General features: G+C 33.6%; 17 protein-coding genes, 1 other RNA gene and 1 pseudogene. 5 read left to right on the forward strand and 14 right to left on the reverse strand.

The genetic code is table 11. The annotated features are described in order from the left end of the window. Positions 1–276: 276 nt before the first annotated feature. Positions 277–1,214, forward strand: a pseudogene (locus ACSUE0_RS07455) (tyrosine-type recombinase/integrase); the annotation flags it as partial. Positions 1,215–1,242: 28 nt separating this feature from the next. On the opposite strand, the gene ACSUE0_RS07460 reads toward ACSUE0_RS07455, so the two are convergent. The 13 genes from ACSUE0_RS07460 to ACSUE0_RS07520 all read right to left on the reverse strand — a co-directional run bounded on the left by ACSUE0_RS07460 (position 1,243) and on the right by ACSUE0_RS07520 (position 14,488). Continuing rightward, entirely contained in the window at positions 1,243–1,713 is a 471-nt protein-coding gene (locus ACSUE0_RS07460) for a DinB family protein (RefSeq protein ID WP_436956812.1), read from the reverse strand. A gap of 197 nt (positions 1,714–1,910) precedes the next feature. Continuing rightward, positions 1,911–2,271, reverse strand: a transfer-messenger RNA (tmRNA) gene (ssrA, locus tag ACSUE0_RS07465). Between the two features lie 129 nt (positions 2,272–2,400). Then, positions 2,401–2,865, reverse strand: coding sequence for an SsrA-binding protein SmpB (gene smpB / locus ACSUE0_RS07470; protein WP_017722470.1), 465 nt, complete (start codon positions 2,863–2,865; stop codon positions 2,401–2,403). Positions 2,866–2,887: 22 nt separating this feature from the next. Continuing rightward, positions 2,888–5,275, reverse strand: coding sequence for a ribonuclease R (gene rnr / locus ACSUE0_RS07475; protein WP_436956814.1), 2,388 nt, complete (start codon positions 5,273–5,275; stop codon positions 2,888–2,890). A 35-nt stretch (positions 5,276–5,310) separates the two neighbouring features. Continuing rightward, a complete protein-coding gene (locus ACSUE0_RS07480; RefSeq protein WP_017722472.1) occupies positions 5,311–6,051 on the reverse strand; it encodes an alpha/beta hydrolase in 741 nt (246 codons plus the stop codon). Between the two features lie 133 nt (positions 6,052–6,184). After that, positions 6,185–6,418: a preprotein translocase subunit SecG gene (secG, locus tag ACSUE0_RS07485; protein WP_017722473.1), complete on the reverse strand. Its 234-nt coding sequence runs from the start codon at positions 6,416–6,418 to the stop codon at positions 6,185–6,187. Positions 6,419–6,486: 68 nt separating this feature from the next. After that, positions 6,487–6,948 (reverse strand): hypothetical protein, encoded by a 462-nt coding sequence (locus tag ACSUE0_RS07490; protein WP_119613426.1) that lies wholly within the window; start codon positions 6,946–6,948, stop codon positions 6,487–6,489. A gap of 284 nt (positions 6,949–7,232) precedes the next feature. Then, entirely contained in the window at positions 7,233–8,537 is a 1,305-nt protein-coding gene (gene eno / locus ACSUE0_RS07495) for a surface-displayed alpha-enolase (RefSeq protein WP_017722475.1), read from the reverse strand. A gap of 193 nt (positions 8,538–8,730) precedes the next feature. Next, positions 8,731–10,248, reverse strand: coding sequence for a 2,3-bisphosphoglycerate-independent phosphoglycerate mutase (gpmI, locus tag ACSUE0_RS07500; protein WP_436956817.1), 1,518 nt, complete (start codon positions 10,246–10,248; stop codon positions 8,731–8,733). A gap of 1 nt (position 10,249) precedes the next feature. Continuing rightward, entirely contained in the window at positions 10,250–11,011 is a 762-nt protein-coding gene (gene tpiA, locus ACSUE0_RS07505) for a triose-phosphate isomerase (protein WP_436956819.1), read from the reverse strand. Between the two features lie 78 nt (positions 11,012–11,089). Beyond that, positions 11,090–12,280 (reverse strand): phosphoglycerate kinase, encoded by a 1,191-nt coding sequence (locus ACSUE0_RS07510; RefSeq protein WP_436956821.1) that lies wholly within the window; start codon positions 12,278–12,280, stop codon positions 11,090–11,092. Positions 12,281–12,410: 130 nt separating this feature from the next. Further along, positions 12,411–13,418 (reverse strand): type I glyceraldehyde-3-phosphate dehydrogenase, encoded by a 1,008-nt coding sequence (gap, locus tag ACSUE0_RS07515; RefSeq protein ID WP_042363075.1) that lies wholly within the window; start codon positions 13,416–13,418, stop codon positions 12,411–12,413. 41 nt (positions 13,419–13,459) lie between these two features. Then, complete coding sequence (locus ACSUE0_RS07520; RefSeq protein ID WP_436956823.1) at positions 13,460–14,488, reverse strand: sugar-binding transcriptional regulator; 1,029 nt, start codon at positions 14,486–14,488, stop codon at positions 13,460–13,462. A 367-nt stretch (positions 14,489–14,855) separates the two neighbouring features. On the opposite strand from ACSUE0_RS07520, the gene ACSUE0_RS07525 reads away from it, so the two are divergent. Then, positions 14,856–15,086, forward strand: coding sequence for a hypothetical protein (locus ACSUE0_RS07525; RefSeq protein ID WP_119613421.1), 231 nt, complete (start codon positions 14,856–14,858; stop codon positions 15,084–15,086). A 1,012-nt stretch (positions 15,087–16,098) separates the two neighbouring features. Here ACSUE0_RS07525 and ACSUE0_RS07530 read toward each other — a convergent pair. After that, positions 16,099–16,827 carry a DUF4887 domain-containing protein gene (locus ACSUE0_RS07530; RefSeq protein WP_436956825.1) on the reverse strand — a complete coding sequence of 243 codons (729 nt, stop codon included), beginning with the start codon at positions 16,825–16,827 and terminating at the stop codon, positions 16,099–16,101. 285 nt (positions 16,828–17,112) lie between these two features. Between ACSUE0_RS07530 and ACSUE0_RS07535 the strand changes: the two genes are divergently transcribed. The 3 genes from ACSUE0_RS07535 to ACSUE0_RS07545 all read left to right on the forward strand — a co-directional run bounded on the left by ACSUE0_RS07535 (position 17,113) and on the right by ACSUE0_RS07545 (position 18,948). Next, positions 17,113–17,301 (forward strand): hypothetical protein, encoded by a 189-nt coding sequence (locus ACSUE0_RS07535; protein WP_119613419.1) that lies wholly within the window; start codon positions 17,113–17,115, stop codon positions 17,299–17,301. 517 nt (positions 17,302–17,818) lie between these two features. Next, positions 17,819–18,715, forward strand: a complete 897-nt coding sequence (locus ACSUE0_RS07540) for a TIGR01777 family oxidoreductase (protein ID WP_436956827.1) — start codon at positions 17,819–17,821, stop codon at positions 18,713–18,715. Positions 18,716–18,738: 23 nt separating this feature from the next. After that, positions 18,739–18,948: a hypothetical protein gene (locus tag ACSUE0_RS07545; protein WP_119613417.1), complete on the forward strand. Its 210-nt coding sequence runs from the start codon at positions 18,739–18,741 to the stop codon at positions 18,946–18,948. Positions 18,949–19,123: the final 175 nt, after the last annotated feature.

A 19,123-nucleotide genomic window follows, 5' to 3' on the forward strand; every position in this document is an offset into this window, starting at 1 on the left:
TATGAAGAAATGGAAAATCAAGGATATTCTCGTGAAGAGTATGATGAAATCCAGAATAAAGCAGCAGAATTGCAATAACAAAGAGACAATGGAGAAATATCATCAGAAGAGTTCACCGATAGTTATCTTGGATTATATGACTGATAATTCTATTTAATATATTTTTACATGGGCGTTTAACTATGCCCTTTTTATTTTATCTCCACAATATCTTTCAAATCCACTTTAGCTAAACTAGTTTCTTTATATAAATAAAAAAGCTCCCTATTATTAAAAACCGAAGGTATAGGTAAAATTAATAAATTACCATTTGATAAATTAGTAGAAGAATACATTGATTGGTATTCTGCACGACGTAAGGCATCAAGTTTAAAATCACTTAAAACACATGCGAATAATCATTTGATACCCTATTTTAAATCAATGGACGTTTTCAACATGTGACTACACAAGATGTGATGAAGTTTCAGAATAAGAAAATGAAAGAAGAACATTCTGGAGATTATTTAAAGAAGATGCATGTATTTTTAGTGTCTATATTAAATCATGCTATGAAGTATCATGATTTAAAGCAAAATGTTGCATCATTAGTGGGCAATTTTGAAATTGAAACACAAAAACGATTAAATTACTGGAAGTTAGAACAATTTAATCAATTCTATGATGCATTATCTACTATTCAACAAAAGTTATTCTTCAAACTATTATTCTACAGTGGTGCACGTAAGGGCGAAATTAGAGCACTCACATGGGGAGATGTAAACTTTAACGATGATTATGTCCATATAAACAAAACGGACTATCACGGTGAAGTGACAGCCCCTAAAACGAAAAAAGCCATACGTAATATTTGCCTACCTACTCACATGATGGACGACTTACAAAAATATTTAATTTGGTATAAAGATAATAATATATATAAAGATAACTATGTATTATTTGGTACATTTTTTAAAGCTTATAGTGAATCAACTATTGATAGATGGTTTACAAGTACATTAAAAGTACTAGATGATAAATTGCCAGATGGTGAAACATTCCCACGTATTGTGATACATGAATTAAGACATAGCCATGCGTCAATGTTAGTGAATCATGGTGCTAGTCCAATGATAATAGCGCAACGATTAGGACATTCATCTACAGAACAAGTTACATCCCGATACGGTCATTTATACCCTTCCACTCAAAAAGAAATTATAAAATATCTATAGTTACCGTCCAAACGTTGGACGGTAACTTTTAATCTAATTTATTAATAATAGATTTTAATAATACAATTTGACCAAAGTGTCTATTCATATGGATAATAGCAAAATGAATTGATTCATTAAAATTTTCCATGACGATATCTGCATCTTTAAGAATAATTGGCTCATTTCTATCTTTCTGTAATTGATTTTCTAACACATTGAAAATTCTATTAAATTGTTCATTTAATAATAATCTCAATTCCTTAAAAGAAGGTTCATTCCCATCAAAATTTGTAGGTGATGTTCCCCATAGAAAATATTTTGTAGCAGGTTGATCTAAAACTTTTTCTTCATTAATAGTTTCAAATACTAAAAAATCATTTAGCAATATCAAATGACCTAATTGCCATTTGATATTATTATTAACTATGTCCGGTTGAAATATAGCTTTCTCTTCATCAATATCTTTTATATGCTTATTTAACAAATTATAAGAATTTTGAAATTGTTCTTTAATCATTTTTTTGATCCCTCATTTAAATTATTAATTGGATGTACTATATACACCTTAGCATTTATTTTTATTTATTTCACAATACTAACTATGTGCTAAATTCAATTTTATAACTTTGATTTTTTTATGTATTGGGGCTAAACTGTGCATTATCTGTGCACTCAAAAATAAAAAGCCTACAACCACATGGGTTGCAGGCTCTATAGTGGAGACGGCGGGATTCGAACCCGCGTCCAGAGGTTCTGATACTAGCACTTCTACGTGCGTAGTCTATCAATAGGTTTCGCATAATGGGAGGTGATAGACATCCGTCATTATGCTAGTTTGATTAATCTCTTCTAGGCAGACTTCAAACGGCAGTGCCTAGCGTATCCTACTATAGGTTGAATCGCGTTAACGGTACATAGGAGATACCGTTAGGCGATGCAGAGTGCTATTACGCAGCTACTGCGAAATTATTGTTTTCTTTGCCAGTTATTATAACTGTGTGTGTTGGTGACGGAGACAACCCTCCGACACGCTTAACTAGCTCATGGAACCCCTGTCGAATCCAAAAACGCCCCCAGAATAATATTAAATGTACTTTCTGCTGACTTCGTAATGACTTTATAACGACTATACAGTAACTACTAAGCTTTTTCAGAAAGCACATATTATATTACCAAAGATTATCATCTTTGGCAATATATCCGCTCAATAACGGGCTTTCATCTCTCTAGCTACATCACGTTGTACTGCTTTTTCTTTTAAAGCTTGGCGTTTATCATATTTCTTCTTACCTCGAGCAACACCTAATAAGACTTTGCAGTGACCGTGTTTGAGATAGAGCTTCAATGGAACAATTGAATAACCAACTTCACGTGTACGTTCACCTAGTTTTATAATTTCACGTTTGTGCAATAATAGCTTACGTGAACGACGTGGGTCATGGTTAAATCGGTTACCTTCTTCATATGGTGCAATATGCATATTATTTAAATACATTTCACCACGGTTGACTTGTGCATAACTATCTTTAAGGTTTGCACTTCCTCGGCGAATCGATTTAATTTCTGTTCCTTGTAACACAATGCCCGCTTCAATCGTATCTTCAATATTATAATCATGTCTTGCTTTACGATTTTCTGCTAGTGTTCCTGGTGATTTTTTCTTTGGCATTGAGTTTCACCTCTTTGTTGAGTTATTTTTTCTTCTTGCGCGCTTTATTTTTCACTTTTTTATCTTTGTAAAATGGTTTGTGTTTCGTATTACCTTGTTCTTGTTTCCCATTATTACGTTTGCTTTTACCTTTACGTTGTTTCTGTTTCGTGTGGTTTCCTTTACTGTTTCGATCATCTTTTGATTTGTCTGATGATTTACCACGCGGATTAGCTTGAATCGTCTTACCACGAGAAGGTCTTTGGCCACGTTCATTTTTAGGTAATGGCATACCTACAATTTGGAAATCAATCATACGTTCATCAACATCAACATTGATTACTTTAATCTCTACAGGATCACCTATACGGAATACTTTAGCTTGGCGTTCACCAATCATAGCCATTTGACGTTCATCAAAATGATAATAGTCATCTGTCATGTTGGATACATGTACCATACCTTCAATTGTATTTGGCAATTCAATAAACATACCAAAGTTCGCAACTGAACTAATTATACCTTCGAACTCTTCACCAATATGTTGTACCATATATTCGGCTTTCTTCAGTTCATCTGTGTCACGTTCAGCTTCTATCGCTCTACGTTCTCTTTGTGACGTATGTTCAGCAATTTCAGGTAACGCTTCTTCCCATTTGTTTTTCTCTTTTCTATCCATAGACTGTTCTACAATGTACTTGCGAATTAATCTATGCACAATTAAATCAGGATATCTACGTATCGGTGATGTGAAATGCGTGTAATACTCTGCTGATAAACCAAAATGACCCAAGTTCACATCATCATAACGTGCTTGTTGCATTGAACGTAACATCATCGTTGAAATAACCATTTGTTCTGGTTGACCTTCAACTTCTTGCTGGATCTTTTGTAAAGTGGATGGGTGAATGTCTTCTCCTGTCCCTTTAATCATTAAACCAAAATTAGTTACAAAGTCAAAGAATTGACGTAGACGTTCTGATTTAGGTTGCTCATGGACACGATAAATAAATGGTACTTCTAAACGATCAAAATGTTCAGCAATTGTTTCATTAGCAGCTAACATAAATGATTCGATTAGGCGCTCACCTTCGCCACGTTTTCTTAATTGAACGTCAGTTGGGATACCTTCCTCATTGACAAGTACTTTGGCTTCATCAATATCGAAGTCAATTTCACCCCGGCGTTTTCTCATATTAATTAAACGTTGCGACAAGTCTTGTGCTACATCAAGCATCGGTGTAACTTCACTATATTTATTACGAGTTTCAACGTTTTGATCCGTTATAATTTCATTTACTTCATCATAAGTCATACGATAATTTGAATGAATTACACTATCAAAAATTTCATGTTTAACAACTTCACCACGTTCATTAAGCTCCATTTGACAACTTAAGGTCAATCTATCTACTTTAGGATTTAATGAACAGATACCGTTACTTAAACGGTGTGGAATCATTGGAATTACACGATCAACTAAATAAACACTTGTTGCACGGCTATAGGCTTCTTCATTTAATGCTGAACCTTCAGTTACATAGTAACTTACATCTGCAATGCTTACTGTTAATTGTGTATTACCGTTACTTAATTTTTTAACGCTAATAGCATCATCTAAATCTTTTGCATCTGCGCCATCAATGGTAATTGTCAATTCATCACGTAAGTCATGACGACCTGCAATTTCTGATGATTCAATATGATCTGGAACAGCTTCAGCCTCTGCTAAAACATTGTCTGGAAATTCAATCTCAATACCGTGTTGATAAATTATTGATAAGATATCTACACCCGGGTCATTCTTGTGTCCTAAAATTGCTGAAACGATACCTTCTGGATTATCAGTACCATCAGCATATTTTGTAATTTGTACGAGCACTTTGTGACCATCCACGGCTCCAAGGTTTTGGCCTTTTGGAATAAAGATATCTTGCATAATTCGTTTATCGTCGGGTAATACAAAACCGAAATGACGTGCTTCACTGTAAGTACCAACCACTTGAGTGACTGAATGTGTTTCTATAGTTTTAACTTCGCCTTCAACTTTACCTTTATGATCTCCTTTAGATTGGTGTACCTCAACTAGGACTGTATCACCGTCCATAGCTCTATTTATCTTTGTAGGTGGGATAAAGATGTCATCCATGTCCTCTACTTCTGGACGTAAGAATGCAAAGCCTTTTTTATTCTGGCTAAGTTTACCTTTTATCAATTTTGGCTGTTTGGACTTTTGTGATTCCTTACGTTGATATCTATCTGTTTTTGTACGTTCAATTAAACCTGTTTGTTCTAATTCAACAAGCACCTTAATTAAGTCTCTAAATGAGTCGGCACTATTTAAACCTAATGCATCTTGAAAATCAGACACAGACATTGGTTCATAATCTGGTTGTTTTATAATTTCTTCAATGGATTGCTTTAAATTCATTATGCCCCTCCTTTCTATTTTTAAATATTTATATTTTAATTAGACCAATCTAATGATTCTAAGAAATTGTAAACGTCTTCAAATACTAATTCTTTCTCTTTGTCTATCGTAATGACATGTCCTGAATTTGCATACCATTTAATATCTTTATCATCAGATTCGCTCTCATTGTATATAATGTTTGCAGAATCTGTATTGATCATTTGATCTTGCTCTGCTTGAATAACCAATAACGGATCCATCACTTCATCAATGTGTTCTCTTACATCTTCAATTTGACCTTGTAATTCTTTTAAAGTATCTGTTGGTTTGAAATTGTCCATTTCTTTTTGAATTGTGGCTTCATCTTTACCTTCATACTTTTTAAAATTACGGGCATATTGTAAAACCCCTTCAAACATAGCGCCCTCAGTCTTAATATACATAGGAGAGCACATAGTTACAATACCCTTTACATCTCTGTTTAAGCTTAATTTTAAAGCATAGCAACCACCAAGTGACAAACCAGCTACAACAATTTCATCATAACCTTTGTCTACTAAAAAATCATAGCCATCTAAGGCATCTTTTAACCATACAAAAGGACTTGATTTTAAAATTTCTTCAGGTGGTGCTGCATGCCCTTCATATTGTGGTGCGTAAGATGTATAACCTTTTTTCTGTAAGAATCGACCTAATTGTCTTACATCTGAGGAATTTCCTGTAAAACCATGCAATAACAACACTGCTCTATTCCCTTCTTCAAAAAAGAATGGCTCTGGAAGTTTCATCTGCATTGTATTCAATCCTTTCGTTTATGCTTTTAATTACAATATTACTATATTTATCTATACTTGAATATTTCACTATTCATTTAAACTCAACATGTCTATTATAAATAAAAAAGCCCGACTTTAACATTGTCGGACCTTATAAACCAAAATAACTTATGCCTAACATTAACAAGAAGAAAATGATAGACAATACAATTGTTAATCTATGCAAGAATAAATCAATACCGCGTTGCTTTTGTTTACCAAATAACTGTTCGGCGCCACCACTGATTGCACCTGATAGTCCATTACTTTTACCTTCTTGGAGTAACACAACAGTTACTAATGCAATACAATCTAAAATCAAAAGTACTATTATTAATGTATGCATGAAAATTGTCCTCCATTCATCATATACGAAACGCATTATATCATACGTTCGTTATCTTTAGCAAACTTCTATCTATTGAATGTACTCTTACGAACTATTGAAACGATTAACATGTATATGCCGAGTACAAATGATATCACTAATACTAATGTTAGTGGTAATAAGTTTAAGCTTGATTTCACATCTAATATTGCGCGATAAACTGCACCAATATTAATTATATTATACAAAATTTGCGATGCGAATACTGCAAACATGAACCACCATAAATAGCTGTGTCTATTCCAAATTGCAAAGATACCCGCTAAGTTCGCTAAGATATACATAATCCCTGTAAACTGAAAACTATTTTTAATTGTGCCAACAGCGTTTTCTGATGTTTTTTGTCCACTATTAGATAATAACTGTTTTATTACACTATCATCTAACACTAAAAATAAATGTACGGCATAAAGTATAGCAATAATTAATGAACTATATGCAATCAGATGTGCTGTCTTAATTTCTTTTGACTTTGGTTTTACATCCATAATGAGTTGAAACTCCTTTTATAATTTACACTTACAATTATATCAGTTTCATAGTGAAAGATGAACAATTTAAGTAAATAAGTAAACTAGAGGCATATACTCTAATAATACGTTTTATTTTTTATGTTGCATATAAACAAGGTGGTTTCTAGTATACAATAGCTTTGCTATTGCATAAGTCCTACTAAACTCAATTTTCAATTGAGTAAGTAGGACTTTAAAAAAACACGCAAGTCTTTATGACTTGCGTGTTAGCGCGTGAACTCTTAAATTTTAAAAATATATTATTTAGATAAGTTATAGAAAGATTTAAGTCCGTCAAACTTGCCTGTTTCGTATAATTCATCTTCAATACGTAATAATTGGTTGTATTTTGCAATACGGTCAGTTCTTGATAATGAACCAGTTTTGATTTGACCAGCGTTAGTTGCAACAGCGATGTCAGAAATTGTAGTATCTTCTGTTTCACCTGAACGGTGAGATACAACTGCAGTGTAACCAGCTTTTTGAGCCATTTCAATAGCGTCAAATGTTTCTGTTAATGTACCAATTTGGTTAACTTTGATTAAAATTGAGTTACCGATACCTTTTTCGATACCTTCAGATAATTTAACTGTGTTTGTAACGAATAAATCGTCACCAACTAATTGTACTTTGTCACCGATACGATCTGTTAATACTTTCCAGCCGTCCCAGTCATTTTCATCCATACCATCTTCAATAGTGATAATTGGATATTTGTTAACTAATTCTTCTAAATAGTCAACTTGTTCTTCAGCATTACGTTTCGCACCATTTTCACCTTCGAATTTAGCGTAGTTATAAACACCGTCTTCAAAGAATTCTGAAGAAGCACAGTCGAAGCCTAAGAATACGTCTTTACCTGGCTCTAAACCAACTGCTTTAATTGCTTCTAAGATTGTTTCAACAGCATCTTCAGTACCTTCAAATTTAGGTGCAAAGCCACCTTCGTCGCCTACTGCTGTTTCTAAACCACGGTCTTTAAGGATTGATTTTAAGTTGTGGAAGATTTCAGCTCCCCAACGTAACGATTCTTTAAATGTTTCTGCGCCTACAGGTAATACCATAAATTCTTGGAATGCGATAGGAGCATCTGAGTGAGAACCACCGTTAACAATGTTCATCATTGGTACAGGTAATTGTTTACCGTTAAATCCACCTAAATATTTGTAAAGTGGTTGTCCAAGTAAATCAGCTGCTGCACGTGCTACTGCAATAGAAACACCAAGAATAGCGTTAGCGCCTAATTTACCTTTGTTTTCAGTACCGTCTAATTGAATCATCATTTTATCGATTGATACTTGTTCTAATACTGAAAATTCACCTTCGATAAGTTCTGGTGCGATAATTTCGTTAACATTGTCAACTGCTTTAGTAACACCTTTACCTAAGTAACGTGATTTATCACCGTCACGTAATTCTACTGCTTCATGTTCACCAGTAGACGCACCTGATGGAACTAATGCGCGACCAAAAGCGCCACTCTCTGTTAATACTTCTACTTCAACTGTTGGGTTACCACGTGAGTCTAGGACTTCGCGAGCGTAAACATCTGTAATAATTGGCATGTTTATAATCTCCTTTATAAATAAGTAGTTTAGAAATATTAAATTTCATCTTCATTATAGCTTTAAATACTATAAATACAAAGTAATTTAATTCTCTTGTGTTGTTTATAGATGCTATAAATTGTCAGAATAAGAAACGCTTCTATACTAAATTTATAGCATCAATTTTCACTCTATATTTTAATTAATTAAATTAATGATTTATTAATGATTCACCAGTCATGTCTTCTGGTTTATTTACATTTAATAAATCTAATAATGTTGGTGCCAAGTCACCAAGACGACCTGTTTCACGTAATGTCACACCATCTTTTGTAACAATTACTGGAACTGGATTAGTTGTATGTGTAGTCATAGGTTGATCATCGTCAGTTAATACCATATCTGAATTACCGTGATCAGCAGTTATAATTGCATGACCACCCATTTCAGTTATTTTATCAACAACCTCGCCTAAACATTCGTCTACGGCTTCAATAGCTTTAATCGTCGGTTCTAACATACCACTATGTCCAACCATGTCAGGGTTTGCAAAGTTTAATAAGATTAAATCTAGGTCACCTTTATTTAACTCTTCGATTAAAGCATCTTTTACTTCATATGCACTCATTTCTGGTTTAAGGTCATAAGTTGCAACTTTAGGTGAATCAATTAAACGACGACGTTCGCCTTCGAATTCATCATTGCGACCACCACTCATGAAATAAGTTACATGCGGAAATTTTTCTGTTTCAGCAATACGTAATTGTTTCAAACCATTATCTTGTGCAACTTCACCGATTGTATTAGTTAAATCGACTTTTTCAAAAACAATTTCTGCATCTACGTTGTCATTGTATTTTGTAAATGTTGCATAGAATAAATCTTTGACTTGTTCCACTTTAAACCCGTCAAATGCTTTATCTGTAAACACTTCAGAAAGTTGTCCTGCTCTATCTGGACGGAAGTTATAGAAGATTACTGCATCGCCATCATTAACACCTTCATTTTGGTCTTCAATGATAAATGGTTCTACAAATTCATCTGTTAAATCTTTAGCATAGTTAGCTTCAACGCCAGCTTTTGCTGATTCAAATGTCTCTCCACCAAAATTACGGATAGCATTATATGCTCTTTCTTCTCTATCCCAACGTTTATCACGATCCATTGCATAATAACGTCCAGATACAGAAGCAAATTGGCCAATGCCAAGTTCATTAAATTTAGCTTCAGTTTCTTCTATATATTTTAATGCTGATTTTTGATCAACGTCACGTCCGTCTAAAAATGCGTGAACATAAACTTTTCCAACGCCTTGTTTTTTAGCTAATTCTAATAAAGCAAAAAGATGCTGATAATGACTGTGTACACCGCCGTCTGATAATAGACCAAAAACATGTAGTACTGAATCATTACCTTTAACATGTTGTATAGCGCTATTTAACACATCATTTTCAAAGAAATCTCCATCTTCAATTGATTTATTGATACGTGTCAAACTTTGATAAACAATACGTCCAGCACCAATATTCATATGCCCAACTTCTGAATTACCCATTTGGCCGTCTGGTAGGCCAACATCTAAACCACTTGCTTCGATTTGTGTTGTTGGATACTTACTATAATAACGGTCAAAATTAGGTTTATTAGCTAGTTTTACAGCATTACCGTGCTCGCTCTCTCTGTTTGCAAAACCATCTAAAATAATTAATGCAGTTGGTTGTTTCGCCATATTATTTTGCACCTTCTAACAATTGTACAAAATCATCCACTTTAAGTGATGCGCCACCTACTAAAGCACCATCGATGTCTGATTCTGCCATGTATTCTTCAATGTTGTTAGGTTTAACACTACCACCATATTGAATACGTGTTGCTTCTGCTACAGTTTGGCTAGATAATTCTGCAACTGTTTGTCTTACAAATGCACACATTTCGTTTGCATCTTTAGCTGTTGATGATTTACCAGTACCGATAGCCCAAATTGGTTCATATGCGATAACAACTTGTTGTAGTTGTTCTTCAGATAAACCTTCTACTGCTTTCTTAACTTGGTTTCCAACAACTTCATTTGCTTTGCCGCTTTCGCGTTCTTCGTCAGTTTCACCAACACAGATGATTGGAGTCATACCATGGTTAAAAATTGCATGTGCTTTTTTGTTAATTTCTTCATCTGTTTCATGGAAGATTTCGCGACGTTCTGAGTGACCGATAACAACGTATTTAACACCTAAGTCAGCTAATGCTACTGGAGAAGTTTCACCAGTGAAAGCACCATTGTCTTCGAAATATGCATTTTGTGCGCCAATTTGTAAGCCTTGTGCTTTACCTTCATTAACTAACGTTACTAATGCGTCTAATTGAATTGTTGGTGCACAAATAACAGATTCTACTTCTTTAGTATCTGGTAATGTTGGTAATTTATTTACAAAATCTTTTGCTTCTTGAACAGTTTTGTTCATTTTCCAGTTACCTGCGATAATTGGTTTTCTCATTATAATACACTCCTATTAGTAAATTATGATTAAATATTGCCTATTTATAATCATGGGTTGCTGTTTCTAGTCGTGCGGTTATTTGTTAGCAATTGCAACTACGCCAGGTAGCTCTTTGCCTTCAAGATATTCTAATGATGCGCCGCCACCAGTTGAGATATGGCTAAAGTCATCTGCATAACCTAATGAAATAGCTGCAGCAGCTGAATCGCCACCACCAATAATAGTATTAGCATCTTTCAAGTCAGCGATTGCTTCACAAACGCCAATCGTACCTTTAGCAAAGTTACTTAATTCAAATACGCCCATTGGTCCATTCCATACTACAGTATGTGCACCTTGTAAATGCTCTTTGAATAATTCAACTGTTTTCGGTCCAACATCCATCGCTTCTTGATCAGCTGGGATATTATCTACAGTTACTTCTGTGATCTCTGCATCATTTGAAAATTCTTTAGCGACTTTACAATCAACCGGTAATACGATTTGATCGCCAGCACGGTCTAATAATTCTTTAGCAAAGTCAACTTTATCTTTTTCTAATAAAGATAAGCCGATTTCTTTACCTTGTGCTTTAAAGAATGTATATGACATACCGCCACCGATAAGTACTTTATCTGCAATTTTCAATAAATTTGTAATAACGCCAATTTTGTCAGAAACTTTTGCGCCACCAAGAATTGCAACTACAGGTTTATCAGGGTTTTCAACTACGCCACCAATATATTTTATTTCTTTTTCCATTAAGAATCCTGCTACTGTTTCTAAGTTAGCTGCAATACCTACATTTGATGCATGTTCACGATGTGCTGTACCAAAAGCATCATTTACGAATACATCACCAAGTGAAGCCCAGTATTTACCTAATTCAGGATCGTTTTTAGATTCTTTTTTACCATCTACATCTTCAAAACGAGTATTTTCGACTAATAATACGTCACCTTCATTAAGATTTTTAACAGATTGTTCTAATGTTTCACCACGTGTTTCAGGTACAAAAGTAACAGTTTTACCTAATTTTTCCGTTAATGCATCAGCTACTGGTTTTAAAGTTAATTCTGCTTTGTCGCTTTCTTCTTTTACTTTACCTAGATGAGAGAATAATACAATTTTGCCACCTTGTTCAATAATATATTGAATTGTTGGTAATGCTTGCACGATACGATTATCATCAGTAATTTCTCCATCTTTCATCGGTACGTTAAAATCAGCACGAACAAGTACAGTTTTACCTTTTAATTCTAAGTCAGTTACAATTTTTTTAGCCATGTAAGCTTCCTCCTCTGAATGGAACAATAAATTAAAATAAGCGGAGAAGCGTTGTGCTCCCCGCTTACTCCTAAGCATATTGTTTAAATTTAACAGCACAATGCGCTTGCTAAATCAATTTTACATCGAATTATTTAGCTTGAGTTGCTAAGTGTTCTAATGTACGAACTAATTGTGAAGTGTAAGACATTTCGTTATCGTACCAAGCTGCTACTTTAACTAATTGGCGATCGCCAACTGTCATAACACGTGTTTGTGTTGCATCGAATAATGAACCGTAAGTCATACCAACTACATCAGAAGAAACGATTTCGTCTTCAGTGTAACCGAATGATTCATTTGAAGCATTCTTCATTGCAGCGTTAACGTCTTCAACACTTACATTTTTCTCTAATACAACTGTTAATTCTGTTAATGAACCAGTAGCTACAGGAACACGTTGCGCTCCACCGTCTAATTTACCATCGATTTCAGGAATAACTAGGCCAATTGCTTTAGCAGCACCAGTTGAGTTAGGAATAATGTTTTCAGCAGCTGCACGAGCACGACGTTTGTCGCCTTTAGCGTGTGGCGCATCTTGTGTATTTTGGTCACCAGTGTAAGCATGGATTGTAGTCATGAAACCTTCTACTAAACCAAAGTCATCGTTTAACACTTTAGCAACTGGAGCTAATGAGTTAGTTGTACATGAAGCACCTGAAACAACTGTTTCTTTACCGTCTAACTCTTGGTGGTTTGTGTTATAAACGATTGTTTTTAAATCACCAGTAGCTGGAGCTGAAATTAATACTTTTTTAGCACCTGCATTAATGTGAGCTTCTGCTTTTTCTTTATCAGCGAAGAAACCTGTACATTCTAATACAACATCGATGTCTAAATCTTTCCAAGGTAATTTGCTTGGGTCTGGCTCAGAGAATGATTTTACTTCTTGTCCGTTTACACGGAAACCGTCATTTTCTACTTCAACTTCTCCTGTGAAGCGTCCTTGCATAGTGTCATATTTTAATAAATGTGCTAACATTTCGTCATCTGTTAAGTCATTTACTGCTACTACGTCAATTCCATCAACGTTTTGAATTCTTCTGAATGCTAAACGACCAATTCTACCAAAACCATTAATTGCTACTTTTACTGCCATTATAATGGCCTCCTTTAATAAATGATATTTAAAAAGTGTTATCACTTTTTATTACTATTGTTTGCGATTGCTTTTGCTGCACCTTCATCTGTAATTAGTACAGTGTTTTTAGGAGCAATTGAAAGATAAGCTTTGATTGCTTCTCCTTTTGATTTACCCCCTGCTACAGCAAAAATAAACTTTTTCGATTCAAGATCCTCTAACTGAAGTCCAATCGTTTTCACTTTGTGCACGATTTCACCTTGATCATCGAAATAATATCCAAATGCTTCTCCCGAGGCATTGTGATGTTGAAGTTTTTCTATAACTTCATTAGGTGATTGACGTCTTCGCGCCATCTTCAGCGCATCACCAATGCCATGGATTGTAATATTGGATTGTTTGATTTTTTCTAGCGTCTGGATTACGGATGGTTCTAACATTAGTGTATTATATGTCGTTTCACTTACGTTGTCTGGTACATATAATGTTGTATAATCACCATTTGTCTGCTGTGCCATGCTAGCTGCAATAGTGTTTGCTTGATAAATAACATTTTCACCAAGTCCGCCCCTAGCAGGAACGAAAAACGCATTGTATGGCTGATGATGCATTGCTTCACTAACATAGGCCATTGTTGAACCACCTGTTACTGCAACAATTGCATTTTCGTAAAGTACATCCTCAACTAATTGTCCTGCCTGACGGGATAATTCAATCTTTACCGTTTGATCAGCGTCTGAATCTCCTGGTATGACATAGACTTCTTTGATTCCATACTGTTCTTTAATAACTTGGGCAAGATGATGGTCATCAGAATATACATTAAAATAACCATTTAATTGTCTGACGGTTGCCGCACCTGCTTCTGTTATTTCCATACCTGTGGGTTTAACTTTAATTAAATCCTGTTTCTTTAGGGTGTCTGTTTCAGAACGAAGCACACGTTCTGTCAAATCCATATATTCACTTAAACTACGTCTACCTACGGGTTGATGCTTTGAAATAGTAGTGAGAATCGAGAAACGGCGATACATTTTTTCAACAATTTCTGGCACAAGCTTTTGTTGAACTTTTATCAAATCCTTCACTACTATCCTCCTCCGTTTCTTTATAAAGGGTCAAGTTCTAACCATAGATTGACTTTTTCCGTCCCTAGTGGGACAAAAAAATATAACCTCTTATATTTGCAATAATACTACTATCGTTTTGAAATTGCAAGTAAAAATAACTTATATTTCATTAGCTAAATTTACTGTTAAATCATACATTTTCAATCTGCGTACAGTAACAATTTACCCGCTATATAATTTGTTAATCATTATTCCTTAAATAATTGGATAAATGAGTTCGTCACATTTTGTCCAACCCTTATCACTACAATGAACAACTCTAATTGAATACTATGTATTAAATCTTTAAAATGAATATATATTAAAAAAATCAAGGAGAGAGACCATGTCTAATAATAATAATCCAGAAGTCATTGACCCAGATGATCAACGTTATAAAGATAAGGAATACTTTAATAAGAAAAATCAAGGCATCCCTACAAACAAACGTCATCAATCTTTAAATTACACAAAACATATCGGCTGTGGTTGTGGTCCCTTAGGATGTTTTGGCGGTTGTTTTACTTTAATTATTATATTTTCGTTAGTATCTTACTTACTCAGTTTTTTATTTTAAAATCACATTTTCGAAAATGATAATTACAAGTCATATTTCATCGTTCAATTACTATACTATTGATTCCTCATTATAATAGTCTCCACATAGAATCTATCCTTTAATAATAAATGCTTCTATCTAAATTATAACTTCTCAATTCATTATAATGCTTATATATTCTTAACTGTTGTATAGTGACTTAAGCTATGTGGCAGTTTATTCTTTATTCTCTTATTGCAGCTTAACTTATTTTAATATTCCCCTCTCTTAGACAAAAATTTTACTAGCCTAATCAAAATTCTCCAAAATTCATGTAACTCACTTGTGATCTTATAGCAATACTTTTATGTCAATAAGGTTATAAGCAATATAATCATAAAAATATTAAGAAGGTCTTTAAAAAACGAAACATTCATAAAAGTTATTTTGCTGTCGGTATCGCATTAAGCACATTACTAGGCGCTACAACAATACAATTTGCATCACAAAGTAACGTTGCAGAGGCAACGGTAAAACTATGCTACAATTACTCCAATAAGACTTGTTATAACGGTAACTTTATATTAGATTTCAATTTTAAAATGCTGTAAAGCACAATAACATTAAAATCAATGGTTACAATATTTATACTGATACTCGAGTGCTTTAAGTTATCAAAAATATTCAAAAGAAATTAAAGTACATAATCAAAAATTAATGAAATTTGCTTCTAACAAAACACTCCAAGCTAAATCCTCAATTTAAAAAAACAATTTTTTTAAACAACTGCCTAAAGTGTGGATATAAGGTATAGTTGTTAATACAGGAAAAGGTCAATCTATTTACTATATTTTAAATGGTAACAATATCAAATTTGATATCCAAAACAGCTATGTTATAGAAATGACATTAGGTACAGTTATTTCTAACTAATTATAGTTAACATTAATTTGTGAAATGCTTTTTATATAAACAAAGCCGGACTGATAAATAATCAGTCCGGCTTTTCAACATTAACAAATGAATTGACGCATCCTTATACAACTGTACTTTAGTCTTCCTCAGATGTTTGTGCGCTTCTATTTGAAGTATTATTTTGTGATGATCTCTCTTGTGTACTGCTTTGTGAGCTATTTTGTTCGCTTCTTTGGCTTGTTCTTTGCTCTGTAGCAGGCTCAGATGTTTTTTGCTCAGTTGATGGTTCTCTTGTTTTTTCTTCAGTAGAAGGCTCTGGTGTTTTTTCTTCAGTAGAAGGCTCTGGTGTTTTTTCTTCTGTTGTTTGCTCTTCAGTAGTTCTTTCTTCCGTAGTTCTTTCCTCAGTTGTTGCTTCTTTTGTTTTTTCTGGGGTTTTCTTTTCTTCCGTTGTACGTTCAGCTGTAGCAGGTTGTCTAGTTCTTTGTTGCGTCTGCTGTGTTTGCTGCGTTTGAGGAGCTTGTTGCGTCTGCTGTGTTTCTTGTGTCTGTTGCGTTTGTTGTGTCTGTTGCGTTTGTTGTGTCTGTTGCGTCTGTTGCGTTTGTTGTGTCTGTTGAGATTCTTCAGTAGATTTCTTTTTCTTCTCTTTTTCTTCTTTTGTTTTCTCTTTTTGTTTCTTTTTTTCTTCTTGTTTCTGATCTGCTAAACGTTCGTTAGCTTTATTAGAATGATCTACAAATGCAAAAATGGCAAATATCAGTCCGCCTACTAACAGTAATACAATTACTCCACTAACTATTTTTGCAAAACCACTCATTTTCTTATTATCTTGGTCATCAAAGTTATTATTTTGATTATGCTTTGGCATATGCTCCCCTCACTTCAATTTATATCATACATTTATAAAAACCGTATATGCGTTCAATATCAAATATATATTTTACACTATTTCATATGCTAATTAAACTTATTAACTAATTTTTTAATCTAGTTGTTATCTTAAAGTCATATATATAGTAAAATACATATGTATGATAAAATTTTAAGATTCGCTTTAATACTAATCTAATTTCATCTACACTTTCAATACTTTTGTGTAAGTAATTAAAAAAGATTACCTTATATCTATTATCATAACAGGATGTGTTCTAAATTGAAAAAACATGAACTATTTGATGACTTAGATCAACACTCAAAGAATACCAATAACGGTCTTAGAAAAATTATGCTTGAAAATGAAAATCATAAAACAAAAGCACATGCGAAATCACGTGTTACATTCATAACCTTTATTACTTTAATATTAATTAGTCTTTTTGGCTTTATTTTATTATTTCTATAGATACAAGTGATACAAGTATAAACTTCTACCTTACTCCTTTTTTTAGAGGAATAACAAGTAAAAAAATAGTTATATTCTGCAAATTGCGTTAACATATATTTAGGATTAGGGACACACAAAGGAAGCTTCTGCAAGGAGCTTTTGTAACCCCTTTATATCTCCATACAAAAAAGTGATTGGCAATAAAAGATAATTATAAATATCTAATTAGTCTCTTGCAATAACGTATTTAAGGCTGAGACACATAGTTATGTCCCAGCCTCACTACTAAAGGGAGTCAAAATTTTACCTTCGTTAGTATATTATGGGGTATACTCGAAATAATTAAGAGATGATTAATTAATATCGAAGGTACTTTTATTATAAATGGAACCTCCTTTATTTTAAATACTTCTTATGGTAAGTAAATGACATATTCTTGAACAATCTTTGAAAAAATTATGACCTTCAAATGCGATGCGATTGTTTCGCTTAAAATCATTGCAACATTAGGCATTACTATTTATGAGGTGATAAAATGAAAAACTATTTAATTACAGGCGGCACGGGGATGGTTGGTACACAATTAGTAGAAGCTATTGTCCAAAGTGACGCGCATATTACAATTTTAACAAGACAAGACCGAACAACATCGCATCCCAAAATTACTTATGTAAATTGGTCAAAACCTAATTGGGAATTACAAGTACCTGACATAGATATCGTTATCAATCTTGCGGGTGCGAGTTTAAATAAGCGTTGGACTAAAAGCTATAAACAAAAAATTATGGTGAGTCGTTTACAATCAACGCAAGCCTTATTTGAATTATTTGATGGGCGCGAACAAAAACCTTCAGTATTCTTCAACGCAAGTGCTGTCGGTTATTACAAACCCGATTTATATCGCACATATACTGAACTATACAAAACATTACCATTTGATTTCTTATCAGAAGTAGTCTATCAATGGGAGCGTCTTGCTCGTCAATTCGAATCATTAGGTACACGTGTAGTTATAGGTAGATTTGGTATGATTCTATCTAATGAAGGTGGTGCTTTACCAATGATGAAACTGCCATATGAATTCTATGTTGGTGGTAAGATTGGTTCAGGAAGACAGTGGTATTCTTGGATACACATTGACGATTTAACCAGAGCAATTCTTCATACTATCAACACTGAAGATGCACAAGGCGTATTTAATTTTACTGCGCCAATCGTTGAACATCAAAATTTATTTGGCTACACTCTTGCGCGTGTGTCACATCGCCCACATTATACTTGGGTCCCGTCATTAGCATTACGAATTATCTTAGGTCAAATGTCTACAGTTATTCTTGATACTCAAAAGGTTATCCCAAACAAATTACAGGCAATTGACTTTAAATTTAAATATCCAGATTTAAAAATTGCTTTAGAAAATCTAGTACATTAATTGAATAGGACTGAATTTTAAAAATGAAACATGATCGTTTAACACATGTATTACTTTTAATCTCTGGTTTACTCCTGTTATTAAACGGTGGCTTTGCATTTGAAAAATCTACGCCGATGCTCGTTGTTTCATCCTTTTTAATCGTTTTTGGAATCATTGTTACTGCATTTGCACTAAAACTTTTCTTTAACAGTAAAAATTCTTCCAAAAGTAATACATTCCAAGATTCTTAATATACTTTTCGAAAAACCAGTCAAGTGCTATCTATGCATTTGGTTGGTTTTTCATTTGTTGCATCTTTTTATGTGAATTTACTTAATATCAATATTTATAAGCAATAAATATTTCAGTGGTTTAATTCATAACACATCACTATTAAAATAAATGCACATAAAAAAATCCGGAACA

This window comes from Staphylococcus sp. AS1337 (genome assembly GCF_051408735.1).
GTDB classification, from domain to species: Bacteria; Bacillota; Bacilli; order Staphylococcales; family Staphylococcaceae; genus Staphylococcus; species Staphylococcus xylosus_B.

Bases quoted from the DNA above. Each gene is read 5' to 3' on its own strand.
- ACSUE0_RS07460 (WP_436956812.1), bottom strand. From the start codon at position 1,713: ATGATTAAAGAACAATTTCAAAATTCTTATAATTTGTTAAATAAGCAT.
- smpB (WP_017722470.1), bottom strand. From the start codon at position 2,865: ATGCCAAAGAAAAAATCACCAGGAACACTAGCAGAAAATCGTAAAGCA.
- rnr (WP_436956814.1), bottom strand. From the start codon at position 5,275: ATGAATTTAAAGCAATCCATTGAAGAAATTATAAAACAACCAGATTAT.
- ACSUE0_RS07480 (WP_017722472.1), bottom strand. From the start codon at position 6,051: ATGCAGATGAAACTTCCAGAGCCATTCTTTTTTGAAGAAGGGAATAGA.
- secG (WP_017722473.1), bottom strand. From the start codon at position 6,418: ATGCATACATTAATAATAGTACTTTTGATTTTAGATTGTATTGCATTA.
- ACSUE0_RS07490 (WP_119613426.1), bottom strand. From the start codon at position 6,948: ATGGATGTAAAACCAAAGTCAAAAGAAATTAAGACAGCACATCTGATT.
- eno (WP_017722475.1), bottom strand. From the start codon at position 8,537: ATGCCAATTATTACAGATGTTTACGCTCGCGAAGTCCTAGACTCACGT.
- gpmI (WP_436956817.1), bottom strand. From the start codon at position 10,248: ATGGCGAAACAACCAACTGCATTAATTATTTTAGATGGTTTTGCAAAC.
- tpiA (WP_436956819.1), bottom strand. From the start codon at position 11,011: ATGAGAAAACCAATTATCGCAGGTAACTGGAAAATGAACAAAACTGTT.
- ACSUE0_RS07510 (WP_436956821.1), bottom strand. From the start codon at position 12,280: ATGGCTAAAAAAATTGTAACTGACTTAGAATTAAAAGGTAAAACTGTA.
- gap (WP_042363075.1), bottom strand. From the start codon at position 13,418: ATGGCAGTAAAAGTAGCAATTAATGGTTTTGGTAGAATTGGTCGTTTA.
- ACSUE0_RS07525 (WP_119613421.1), top strand. From the start codon at position 14,856: ATGTCTAATAATAATAATCCAGAAGTCATTGACCCAGATGATCAACGT.
- ACSUE0_RS07530 (WP_436956825.1), bottom strand. From the start codon at position 16,827: ATGCCAAAGCATAATCAAAATAATAACTTTGATGACCAAGATAATAAG.
- ACSUE0_RS07540 (WP_436956827.1), top strand. From the start codon at position 17,819: ATGAAAAACTATTTAATTACAGGCGGCACGGGGATGGTTGGTACACAA.
- ACSUE0_RS07545 (WP_119613417.1), top strand. From the start codon at position 18,739: ATGAAACATGATCGTTTAACACATGTATTACTTTTAATCTCTGGTTTA.